Source organism: Pseudomonas sp. SDO5522_S412 (assembly GCF_054071215.1).
The window spans coordinates 35465-42909 of sequence record NZ_JBSVWQ010000033.1; the positions used below are offsets into that span (position 1 = coordinate 35465).

Annotated in this window: 7 protein-coding genes; 2 read left to right on the forward strand and 5 right to left on the reverse strand. The window is 61.3% G+C overall.

Going from position 1 to position 7445, the window contains the following annotated elements:
- Nucleotides 1-513: 513 nt before the first annotated feature.
- Entirely contained in the window at nucleotides 514-1926 is a 1413-nt protein-coding gene (locus ACW9I6_RS10495) for an amino acid permease (RefSeq protein ID WP_003216436.1), read from the forward strand.
- Between the two features lie 45 nt (nucleotides 1927-1971).
- On the opposite strand, the gene ACW9I6_RS10500 is transcribed toward ACW9I6_RS10495, so the two are convergent.
- The 5 genes from ACW9I6_RS10500 to ACW9I6_RS10520 all read right to left on the reverse strand — a co-directional run bounded on the left by ACW9I6_RS10500 (nucleotide 1972) and on the right by ACW9I6_RS10520 (nucleotide 6433).
- Nucleotides 1972-3096 (reverse strand): OpgC family protein, encoded by a 1125-nt coding sequence (locus ACW9I6_RS10500; RefSeq protein WP_008435548.1) that lies wholly within the window; start codon nucleotides 3094-3096, stop codon nucleotides 1972-1974.
- 143 nt (nucleotides 3097-3239) lie between these two features.
- Entirely contained in the window at nucleotides 3240-3536 is a 297-nt protein-coding gene (locus tag ACW9I6_RS10505) for a cupin domain-containing protein (RefSeq protein ID WP_003216439.1), read from the reverse strand.
- A 62-nt stretch (nucleotides 3537-3598) separates the two neighbouring features.
- The gene (locus ACW9I6_RS10510) at nucleotides 3599-3883 is read right to left on the reverse strand and encodes a putative quinol monooxygenase (protein ID WP_003216442.1); all 285 of its coding nucleotides are present in this window, start codon (nucleotides 3881-3883) and stop codon (nucleotides 3599-3601) included.
- 21 nt (nucleotides 3884-3904) lie between these two features.
- Complete coding sequence (locus ACW9I6_RS10515; protein ID WP_003216444.1) at nucleotides 3905-5524, reverse strand: FMN-binding glutamate synthase family protein; 1620 nt, start codon at nucleotides 5522-5524, stop codon at nucleotides 3905-3907.
- A 144-nt stretch (nucleotides 5525-5668) separates the two neighbouring features.
- Complete coding sequence (locus tag ACW9I6_RS10520; protein ID WP_087692794.1) at nucleotides 5669-6433, reverse strand: helix-turn-helix transcriptional regulator; 765 nt, start codon at nucleotides 6431-6433, stop codon at nucleotides 5669-5671.
- A 93-nt stretch (nucleotides 6434-6526) separates the two neighbouring features.
- Between ACW9I6_RS10520 and ACW9I6_RS10525 the strand changes: the two genes are divergently transcribed.
- Entirely contained in the window at nucleotides 6527-7348 is an 822-nt protein-coding gene (locus tag ACW9I6_RS10525; protein ID WP_008435543.1) for a carbon-nitrogen hydrolase family protein, read from the forward strand.
- Nucleotides 7349-7445: the final 97 nt, after the last annotated feature.

Here is a 7445-nt window from a genome sequence, read left to right on the forward strand (position 1 = left end):
AGGGGGCTTGTCCCCCGTTGGGCTGCGCAGCAGCCCCAGTAAAGACACCGCATTTTCTGGATAGAACTTATGGCAGGTTTTGGGGCTGCTACGCAGCCCAACGGGGGACAAGCCCCCTCGCCACAGACAAGCCCGCTCGTCACAGATAACCCCGCCACATAACCCCAAACCGTCGAGCTAGAGCCTCCCCCACCCGTAAACCCGCCAAAGGTAGGGGCATGACGCTGCACCATTACCGTGCAATACTCGCCGCCGTTTGGTGGCGATGATTCCTACGCTAACCAGGTGATGCTCCTCCGCAAAAGGCGCCTTTACCGAGAGTTCCCGCTGAATCTTGCCGTTTATAGAGTGAAAACCCCTGGGTTTAGCTTTTTATACTGCACCCCCGCTGATCTGGCCCGGCCAGACCGTTTTACCCAAAAGGTGATCCGGCAACGGTACGCCATGGCAGACCCGCCATGACGCCCCGGACTCGGTGGCTCATATCCAATAACAAGACGAGGTTGTATCCCTATGCCAGCTGGCAATCATCTGCCCCACGGCGAGACCGCTCAGGGCGGTCCGCTGAAACGCGAACTCGGCGAACGGCATATTCGCCTGATGGCCCTCGGTGCATGCATCGGCGTCGGCCTGTTCCTAGGCTCGGCCAAGGCCATTGAAATGGCCGGCCCCGCGATCATGCTGTCGTACATCATCGGCGGCTTGGCGATCCTGGTGATCATGCGCGCCCTCGGCGAGATGGCCGTGCACAACCCGGTGGCCGGTTCGTTCAGCCGCTACGCCCAGGATTACCTCGGCCCGCTGGCGGGCTTTCTCACCGGCTGGAACTATTGGTTCCTGTGGCTGGTGACCTGCGTGGCAGAAATCACGGCCGTCGCCGTGTACATGGGCGTGTGGTTCCCCGATACACCCCGCTGGATCTGGGCCCTGGCAGCACTGATCAGCATGGGCACCATCAACCTGATCGCGGTCAAGGCCTTCGGTGAGTTCGAGTTCTGGTTCGCACTGATCAAGATCGTCACCATCATCGCCATGGTGATCGGCGGCGTCGGCATCATCGCGTTCGGCTTTGGCAACGATGGCGTGGCCCTGGGCATTTCCAACCTGTGGACCCACGGCGGCTTTATGCCCAATGGCGTGCAGGGTGTGTTGATGTCCCTGCAGATGGTGATGTTCGCCTACCTGGGCGTAGAGATGATCGGCCTCACCGCCGGTGAAGCGAAGAACCCGCAGAAGACCATCCCGAGTGCCATCGGCTCGGTGTTCTGGCGCATCCTGCTGTTCTACGTCGGTGCGTTGTTCGTGATTCTGTCGATCTACCCGTGGAACGAAATCGGCACCCAGGGCAGCCCGTTCGTGATGACCTTCGAGCGCCTGGGTATCAAGACCGCCGCCGGCATCATCAACTTCGTGGTGATCACCGCAGCGTTGTCGTCGTGCAACGGCGGTATTTTCAGCACCGGGCGGATGCTCTACAGCCTGGCACAGAACGGCCAGGCCCCGGCCACGTTCGGTACCACCTCAAGCAACGGCGTGCCGCGCAAGGCGCTGCTGCTGTCGATCTTCGTGCTGTTGCTGGGCGTGCTGCTCAACTACATGGTCCCGGAAAAAGTCTTCGTTTGGGTCACTTCCATCGCCACCTTCGGCGCGATCTGGACCTGGCTGATGATCCTCCTGGCCCAGCTCAAGTTCCGCAAGAGCCTGACCCAGGCCGAACGTGACGGCCTTAAATACCGCATGTGGCTGTACCCGGTCAGCTCCTACCTGGCCTTGGCGTTCCTGGTGCTGGTGGTGGGCCTGATGGCGTACTTCCCGGACACCCGTGTGGCGCTCTACGTGGGGCCGGTGTTCCTGGTGCTGCTGACGGTGTTGTTCTACGTGTTCAAGTTGCAGCCGACTCAAGCGGCGGCACGCACCGCGAGCTGAGTTTCCTGCGCTCAACAAAAAGCCCCTTTCGGGGCTTTTTGTTTTTCAGGCGGTGGCGACGCGCGCCGGTTGCGTGAGCCGCTTGTTCAAGTCCAGCCAGGCCCCCAGCAACGCCATCAACCCGGCGCCTACCAGTGCGGTGAAAATCTGCATGGCGAAGGCATCGCCGGTGATCGCATTGATCATGTCTGCCAGTGGCGCCAGCAGCACCCCCAGGCAGAACACTTCCAGGGAGTAGCGCCCCATACGGCAGGTTTGTCGGGCCAACCAGTTCTGCGTCCATTCGCGGCCAGGCAACAGCTTGGCGGTGACATAGGCCAGGGCCAGGAAGTGCAGCAAACGCACGGGCGACAGGTCGGTCTTGCTGATGGGGTACAGCAGGTCACTGAGCGCCGACGGCATCAGCGCGTCGTGGATTTCCGGCCAGCGCCACGAGAGCGTGAGAACCCCCGCCAACAGCGCATACACCGCCGCAGCGACGAACAATGGCTGACGCAACAGGCGCCGAGTCTCGACAGGGCGGGGTTGCCCGGCATGAATCGCCGCCGCGCCGCCCAGCACAAACAGCAACTGCCAGGTCACCGGATTGAAATACCACACGCCGTCGGCAATCGCCGCCAGGTTCCAGCCCAGGTGCGGGGCCAGCAAGTACACCGCCAGCGAAACAGCCACCACCGCCGAGGTCTTGCGCAACAGCAACGGCAACACCAGCGGCAGGCAACCCAGCAGCACGATGTACAGCGGCAACGGGTCCATCAGGTTGGGTTTGAAGCGCAGCAACAGTTCATCCACCAGGGCTTGCTGGGGATGAGTGACGAAGTGCGTCAGGCCCATCTCTTCAACGAGGTCGCGGGTTTCCACATGGCTGTTGGCGAAGAACACGATGCCCATCAGCATCGCCAGCAGGAAGATGTGCACCACGTACAGCACCCAGGTGCGCCGCCAGATCTTCACGCAGGCGATCAGATAACCGTCGCGCTGCAGGATCTTGCCGTAGGCCAGCACGGCCGCATAACCGGCCAGGAACACGAAGACCTCCGCCGCGTCGCTGAAACCGAAGTTGCGCAAGGTGATCTGGCCCAGAGGGTTGTGGGGCACGTGATCCCAGAAAATAAAGATCAACGCCAGGCCCCGAAAAAAATCGATGCGCGGGTCGCGTCCGTTCAACATGGCAGCGGGCTCTTGAACAAGGGGTTTAGTAATGACAAGTGGACGACGGCTTCAGTCGAGCCGTACGTCGGGCGGGCGCAGGTTGGCGGTATTTGTAAGCAATTGCAAAGCTGAGTTTTTTGCTGAATGTCTCATCGCTTTGTTTAAACGTCGATGATCACCAGCGTGCCTTGGCTGCCGGCGAGTACCGCGTGGGCGATGCCGGCTTCAACCAGGTACATCTGACCGGCGCCGACGTCGATGGCCTCCTCGCCAATAGACAGGCGCAAAAGGCCGTCGATCACCAACAGCCCTTCGTTGTAGTCGTGGGTTTCTTCTTCATAGGCCTGTGCATCCATGCGCAGCACCTTGATCCGCGCCGGGCCGACCTGGCCCACGCGGGTGGATTTCCAGGTGTCCGGCAGTTGGGCGGCAAGGGCGGTGAAGTCGAGTAACGGCATGGTGAAGCTCCTTGTTTCAACGATGCCGTTCGGTGGTCCGGTTCAGCAGGAAAGGGGATGGTTTAGAACGCGTCCATCAGCAAAACCCGGCAGGGTTTGGCTTCGTATTGGTTGATCTGCGGCACCAGGCGGGTGAAGTGCTCTGTCTGACAGTGCGCATCCAGCGCGGCCTGGTCGGGCCATTGCTCGATAAAGATAAAGTGCCCGGGGTCTTTCTGGTCGACGAACAGGTCGTAGGCAATACACAGGGGTTCCTGGCGGGTTTTTTCCACCAGTTCCGCATACCACGGGCGCACGGTGTCGAGGTGTTCGGGTTTGATGAAGTCTTCGGCAATCACTTTCAGCATCGTATCGTTCCGTTAAAAAGATCAGGCAGCCGCGATTTCATTCGGCTCAAAACTGTCCGCCCGCGCCATCTGCCACATGCGCGAATAAAACTCGCCGTTCACTTCGCCGGTGAGCAATTCGCCAGGTTTCAGGAACACATGCAACTGCGAGAACAGCTTGATCTCGGTGGCCGACATGCGCCGCACCAGGTGCTTGGCCGACAGTTGCGAAGGGTGGTCGAGACCGGCGGCAGCGAGCATTTCTGCCAGGGCCTTCAACGTGTTGCGGTGGAAGTTGAACACGCGCTGGGCCTTGTCCGGCACCACCAGTGCGCGCTGGCGCAACGGGTCCTGGGTGGCCACTCCGGTGGGGCATTTGTTGGTGTGGCAGCTTTGCGACTGGATACAGCCGATGGCGAACATGAAGCCCCGCGCCGAGTTGGCCCAGTCGGCACCGATGGCCAGGACGCTGGCGATGTCGAACGCGCTGACGATCTTGCCGCTGGCGCCGAGCTTGATCTTGTCCCGCAGGTTCAAGCCCACCAGGGTGTTGTGCACGAACAGCAAGCCTTCACGCAGCGGCACGCCGATGTGGTCGGTGAACTCCACCGGCGCGGCGCCGGTTCCGCCTTCCTTGCCGTCCACCACGATAAAGTCCGGGAGGATGCCGGTTTCGAGCATGGCCTTGGCGATGCCCATGAATTCCCACGGGTGGCCCAGGCAGAACTTGAAGCCCACCGGTTTGCCGCCCGACAGTTCACGCAGCTGGGCGATGAAGTGCATCATTTCGATGGGAGTGGAAAACGCGCTGTGGCGCGACGGCGAGATGCAGTCCTCGCCCATCATGATGCCGCGGGTGTCGGCGATTTCCTGGGTGACCTTGTGCTTGGGCAGGATCCCGCCGTGGCCCGGTTTGGCGCCCTGGCTCATCTTGATTTCGATCATCCGCACTTGCGGGTTCTGCGCCTGCACGGCGAAGCGTTCCGGGTCGAAAAGGCCGGCGCTGGTGCGGCAGCCGAAGTAGCCGCTGCCGAGCTCCCAGGTCAGGTCGCCGCCGTTTTCCCGGTGATAGGGGCTGATGCTGCCTTCACCGGTGTCATGGGCGAAGTTGCCGAGCTTGGCCCCCTGGTTGAGCGCGCGAATCGCGTTGGCGCTCAGCGAACCGAAGCTCATGGCCGAGATATTGAACACCGAGGCCGAGTAGGGCTGCTTGCATTGCGGGCCGCCGACGATCACGCGAAACGCGCTGGGGTCGCTCAGCGGCGCGGGGCGCATGGAGTGGCCGATAAACTCAAAGCCCGACTGGTACACGTCGATCAGCGTGCCGAAGGGTTTGTCGGCACTTTCATTCTTGGCGCGGGAATAGACCAGCGAGCGCTGGGCCCGGGAGAAGGGCAGGGCGTCGCTGTCGGATTCCAGCAGGTACTGGCGGATTTCCGGACGGATGCCTTCCACCAGGTAACGGATATTGCCCAGGATCGGGTAGTTGCGGCGCACCGCGTGGGGGCTTTGCAGCAGGTCGAAAATGCCGATCAGGCTAAGGATGCCGGTGACCACGGCGATCGGCCACAGCCATTCGTGTTCGATAAACGGCATGCTGGCGAGGGTGAAAATGACGCAGACGGCAAAGAACGCGTAACGGCTTAACAAGGACAGGCTCATACAGGGTTCCTTAGTTTTTATCCTGTAGGAGCGAGGGGGACGCCTAGTTCTTGCTCGCGAAGGTCGTTAACGATAGCGCGGTTGTCTGGATGACCGCGGTGCATTGACGTTTTTCGCGAGCAAGCTCGCTCCTACAGGGCTCGATCAGGCGTTTTGCGCCTGCAGAAAAATCGAGAACAGCTCCGACTGGGATTTGATCCCCAGCTTGCTGTACATGTGTTTCTTATGGACTTTCACGGTTTCAACAGAGATTTCCAGCTTACGAGCGATTTCCTTGCTGGAGCAACCACTGAGCATCAAACGGCCCACATCCAGCTCCCGCGCGGTGAGTTGCGCGCCCCAGCCATCGTTGTGGATCGGCGCCTGCGGCGCGCTCACCTGGTTGAGTTCATGGGGCAGGCGCTGGCGCAGCAAGCCCAGTACCCACGGTTGAATCAGCGACAGCAGGGCAATCTGCTGTGGGTCAAAGCGCTGTTTGGAGCCCAGGGACAGGCACAGGGTTCGCCCGTCCGGTTGCTGGCAGTTGAACTGGATTTCATCGGCCACCACGTTCAACCGGAAGTAGCGCTGGTAATACTCGGTCAGCTCGAAATGCTCCGGGGCCACTTCGGCCAGGCGAAACAGTCCGGTGCGCGAGTGTTCGCGGCTGGCGATGTAGAAGGGATCGAGCAGGTATAAACCGTTGAGGTAATCCTGGAACAGATGGTCGGGTTCGCCGTCCTGGCCCGGGCATTCGGCGAACACCAGGGGTTTGTGCTCGCTGCTGAACAGCAACACCACCCAACTGTCGAACGGCACATATTGGTCCAGCAACCGGACAAGCTGCGTCCAGAAATTCGGCTGGTCCAGGGCGTCTATCATCTGCCCCACCGAACGGTGCCAGGCGATGTCTTCCAGCGACAATGTCATGCATCTACCCCCATAGGGTTAACCCGGCTGCGTGATTTCCCGAGTGTTCGCGGCTGCGCATACTGCGCCACAGATAAAGAACAAGGAATAACCATGAAGGTCGAATTTGCCCAGCTGGCAGGCCGCGATAACGGCACAGCTTACAACCTTGAGCGCGCGTTGGCGGCAATTGCTGCGTGTGCGGCGGATACCCAATTGGTCGTATTCCCGGAAACCCACCTGATGGGCTTCCCGACCGCCGGCACTGTGGCGGACGTCGCCGAACCAGTGGACGGCCCGACCGTGCAGGCGATTATCCAGGCCGCCCGTGCGCGCAATATCGCCGTGGTGATCGGCATGGCTGAGAGCGACGCGGGCCAATTCTATAACACCACCTTGATGATCACCCCGGACGGCATCGCCCTGCGCTATCGCAAGACCCACCTGTGGGCCTCGGACCGCGGCGTCTTCACCCCGGGTGACCGCTACGCCACCTGCGTGTGGAACGGCGTGCGAGTTGGCCTGTTGATCTGCTACGACATCGAATTCCCGGAAACCGCCCGGGCCCTGGCGCAGTTGGGCGCTGAAGTGTTGATCGTCACCAACGGCAACATGGACCCGTACGGCCCCACCCACCGCACTGCGATCATGGCCCGCGCCCAGGAAAACCAGGCGTTCGCGCTGATGGTCAACCGAGTGGAAGAGGGCGACGACGGCCTGATGTTCGCCGGTGGCAGTGCGCTGGTCGACCCGTTCGGCAGCTTGCTGTTTGAAGCCGGGCGCGGGGAAGGGCAGTTCAGCGTTGAACTGGACCTGGGGCAACTGGCGGCGGCGCGACAGGACTATCGCTACCTGGATGACCAGCGCTTGAAATTGCCGGGGGAGGTGATTGAGCGCGAGGACGGGACGCGGGAATTGTTGATCCCCAAACCCTGACACGGGTCTCGTTGCAAGGATGCTGTTGTGGCGAGGGGGCTTGTCCCCCGTTGGAGTGCGAAGCGCTCCCGCTTTTTCTGGGGCCGCTTCGCAGCCC

Excerpts from the sequence above, each read along its gene's own strand:
- ACW9I6_RS10500 (WP_008435548.1), bottom strand. The coding sequence starts at position 3,096 with ATGTTGAACGGACGCGACCCGCGCATCGATTTTTTTCGGGGCCTGGCG.
- ACW9I6_RS10515 (WP_003216444.1), bottom strand. The coding sequence starts at position 5,524 with ATGAGCCTGTCCTTGTTAAGCCGTTACGCGTTCTTTGCCGTCTGCGTC.
- ACW9I6_RS10510 (WP_003216442.1), bottom strand. The coding sequence starts at position 3,883 with ATGCTGAAAGTGATTGCCGAAGACTTCATCAAACCCGAACACCTCGAC.
- ACW9I6_RS10525 (WP_008435543.1), top strand. The coding sequence starts at position 6,527 with ATGAAGGTCGAATTTGCCCAGCTGGCAGGCCGCGATAACGGCACAGCT.
- ACW9I6_RS10520 (WP_087692794.1), bottom strand. The coding sequence starts at position 6,433 with ATGACATTGTCGCTGGAAGACATCGCCTGGCACCGTTCGGTGGGGCAG.
- ACW9I6_RS10495 (WP_003216436.1), top strand. The coding sequence starts at position 514 with ATGCCAGCTGGCAATCATCTGCCCCACGGCGAGACCGCTCAGGGCGGT.
- ACW9I6_RS10505 (WP_003216439.1), bottom strand. The coding sequence starts at position 3,536 with ATGCCGTTACTCGACTTCACCGCCCTTGCCGCCCAACTGCCGGACACC.